At 51.7% G+C, this 3,280-nt stretch carries 3 protein-coding genes; 2 read left to right on the top strand and 1 reads right to left on the bottom strand.

Features of this window, described 5'->3' with window-relative positions; genetic code table 11:
- Positions 1-128: 128 nt before the first annotated feature.
- A complete protein-coding gene (locus QVO99_RS00910; protein WP_022315707.1) occupies positions 129-1,121 on the bottom strand; it encodes a malate dehydrogenase in 993 nt (330 codons plus the stop codon).
- 170 nt (positions 1,122-1,291) lie between these two features.
- Between QVO99_RS00910 and QVO99_RS00915 the strand changes: the two genes are divergently transcribed.
- Complete coding sequence (locus QVO99_RS00915) at positions 1,292-3,079, top strand: aminopeptidase P family protein (protein WP_022315708.1); 1,788 nt, start codon at positions 1,292-1,294, stop codon at positions 3,077-3,079.
- The coding region (locus tag QVO99_RS00920) for a hypothetical protein (protein WP_288176843.1) at positions 3,076-3,280 on the top strand (205 nt) is incomplete at its 3' end. The genes QVO99_RS00915 and QVO99_RS00920, both read left to right, overlap by 4 nt.

Below are 3,280 nucleotides of genomic sequence, written 5' to 3' on the forward strand. Positions count from 1 at the left end.
GTGGGGTTTCATTCCCCACGCCGTGGGGGAAATATTAATCAAATATTATTCATCAAGAAAACGGGCGACATGGAATTGTCTTCCTTGTCGCCCGCATATCTTTTGTGCCGTTATTGTCGGCAGATGAATTAGAGGTTCGGGTTCATCTTTGTCCACTCTGCCACAGGAGGAACGATGCCGAGTTCAACGATCTCGTCGCGCATCTTGCAGAGGTGCTCATAAGACTTGGCAAGAGAAGCCATCTCCTCTTCTGTTCCCTTAGGCTCAACGAAGTGAACGCCAGTCTTGTCGATAGTTGTAGGCATAGCCATCATCACGTTCTTGAATCCGCACTTGTCGCAGTTTACGTAGCATCCTGCAGGCAGTGTGAACTCCTTGCCGCCCATGGCAGCCTCGATCATCTTCACGGCATTGTAAGCTGGGCTCTGGAAAGAGCTGCGGCCGCGGAGCTTGATGATGTTAGAACCACCCTGTACTGTGTGGTGCTTGATTTCCTCCCAACGCTCTGCAGAGAGACCCATCTCTGAGAGAGGCTTGCCGTCAACCTTAACCTGAGAAGCGAATACAGCCATCTGCTCGCCGTGGCCACCGTATGTGTGAGCACCGGTCACCTTGTCCTGCTGAACGCCGAACTCCAGTGCGAGAGCCTGCTGCAGACGAGTAGAGTCGAGGGCAGCGAGAGAAGTCAGCTGGTTTGGCTTCAGACCAGAGTGGATGAGTGCTGTCAGGGCTGTTACGTCAGCAGGGTTGAAGATAACAACCACGTGCTTAACATCAGGACAATATTTCTTGATGTTGTCACCGAACTCAGCGGCGATCTTGCAGTTGCCCTTCAGCAAATCCTCACGTGTCATGCCGTCCTTGCGAGGAGCGCCACCTGAAGAAATGATATATTTAGCACCAGTGAAAGCCTCTGCCGGGTCAACAGTATATGTTACGTTAGCGCCTGGGAATGCACACTGCTGGATTTCGTCGAATACGCCGTGAACACCTGGCTCATAAATATCATAAAGACAAATGTTAGGAGTGAGGCCGAGCATCAAAGCGCTCTGTACCATGTTAGAACCGATCATACCGCCTGCACCGACGATAACAAGTTTTTCGTTAGTTAAAAATTCCATAGTTGTAAATTTATTTTTATGTATATTCGTTGTCTTGTCATTCGCACCGCAAAGTTAGGAAAAAAAACTCGATAAATTGCAACATAATCGTCTTATAATTTGTTATTAATTATGAAAAGATATACCTTTGTAAAGCAGATTTTACAAATGTTAGATTAAGCACTATGATTATGACACAAATGATTCAAGATAGGCTCGCAGCTCTGCGTGAAGTGATGCGTAGAGAGAGCATCGACGCCTTTATCTTTCCAAGCACCGATCCCCACAACGGAGAGTACGTGCCGGCCCATTGGGAAGGCAGGAAATGGATAAGCGGTTTTGACGGCAGCGCCGGAACGGCAGTGGTGACAATGGACAAGGCTGCGCTATGGACCGACTCCAGATATTTCATAGCGGCTGAGGAACAGCTGCAAGGCACGGAGTTCAAACTGATGAAAGAGCGCGTTGAAGGAACTCCCACCATATCGCAATGGCTCGGAATGTCGCTTGCCCATATCAACGGTGCCGTGGTGGGGCTCGACGGATATGTGAATGCCGCCAACGAGGTGAGAGGACTTGCCGAAGAACTGCGCCGGCAGGGAGGAATCACCATCCGCACCAATTTCGACCCTCTGGACATCATCTGGAAAGACCGTCCGGAAATCCCCCTGAACACTGTGGTTCAGCATCCGCTGGAATATTCCGGAGAGACTGCTGAAAGCAAACTTCAGAGAATCAGGACCGCAGTGAAGCGGAGTGGGGCGGAGGCGTTGCTCGTGACCGCCCTCGATGACATCGCATGGACACTGAACCTGCGCGGCTCCGATGTGCATTGCAATCCTGTGGCTGTGGCTTATCTCCTCATCGATGTGGAGAAGACTATATTATATATAAATAAGGTGAAACTTGCGCCATCTGCAGCCGACGCTCTCAAGGCAGCCGGAGTGGTGGTGGAGGATTATGGAAATGTAGTCGAGGGACTTCGTCATTTCGAGGGCTACAATATCCAGCTCGACCCCAATCAGGTGAACTATGCCCTCTTCTCTGCCGTCAGCGCAAAGAAAGTGGTGGAGGCGGCATCGCCGGTGCCTTATCTGAAGTGTGTGAAGAACGAGGCTGAAATCCGAGGATTCCATAGTGCCATGCTCCGCGACGGCGTGGCAATGGTGAAGTTCCTCCACTGGCTGAAACCCGCCGTTGAGGCTGGCGGACAGACGGAGCTGACAGTGGAGAAGAAACTCACGTCGCTCAGGGCTGAGCAGCCGCTCTTCAAGGGAGTCTCGTTCGACACCATCGCCGCATATCAGGAACATGGAGCCATCGTTCACTACGAGGCTACACCTGAAACGGATGTGGAACTGAAACCGCGCGGTTTCCTCCTGCTCGACAGCGGAGCGCAATATCTCGACGGCACGACAGACATCACCCGCACCATACCTCTCGGTCCTGTGACCGAGGAACAGAAGAAAGTGTACACCCTTGTGCTAAAAGGTCATATACAGCTGGAATTGTGTAAGTTCCCCAACCATGCCAGCGGCACCCAGCTTGATATCCTGGCAAGACAGGCGATGTGGAAAGAAGGACTCAACTATATGCACGGCACGGGCCACGGCGTGGGCAGCTACCTCAATGTACACGAAGGCCCTCATCAGATAAGGATGGAATGGAAACCGGCACCGCTTCAGGCTGGCATGACGGTGACCGACGAGCCGGGACTGTACCTCGCCGGCAAGTTCGGAGTGAGAATTGAGAACACGCTGATAGTCAAAGACTTCATTGAGACGGAATTCGGCAAGTTCCTGCAGTTCGAGTCGCTCACCCTCTGTCCGATAGACCTCAGCTGTGCCGATCTCGACATGCTCACAGCAGAAGAGAAACAGTGGCTCAACGACTATCACAAGATGGTATTCGAGAAGCTCTCGCCATTGCTCAACGACGAAGAGAAGGAATGGTTGAAGACTAACACAGCAAGGATATGATGAATATCCGGAAATACAGCGTGCTTGTCGCCTTGATGATGATTGTAACTTGTGGACAGTCGGCGGCAAGCCGCTTTGAAGAGAACGAAAAGCCTGGCGACAAAAGTCTGCCGTCAGACATATTGAGCTACGGCAAAGACGCTCGTGGCAAGGAACTCTATGGACTACGTATGGGCGGAAACGGCGGCACGCTGGCTGCTG

The sequence above is a fragment of the Prevotella sp. CAG:592 genome, assembly GCF_000436015.1.
Taxonomy (GTDB): domain Bacteria; phylum Bacteroidota; class Bacteroidia; order Bacteroidales; family Bacteroidaceae; genus Prevotella; species Prevotella pectinovora.

Excerpts from the sequence above, each read along its gene's own strand:
- QVO99_RS00910 (WP_022315707.1), bottom strand. The coding sequence starts at position 1,121 with ATGGAATTTTTAACTAACGAAAAACTTGTTATCGTCGGTGCAGGCGGT.
- QVO99_RS00915 (WP_022315708.1), top strand. The coding sequence starts at position 1,292 with ATGACACAAATGATTCAAGATAGGCTCGCAGCTCTGCGTGAAGTGATG.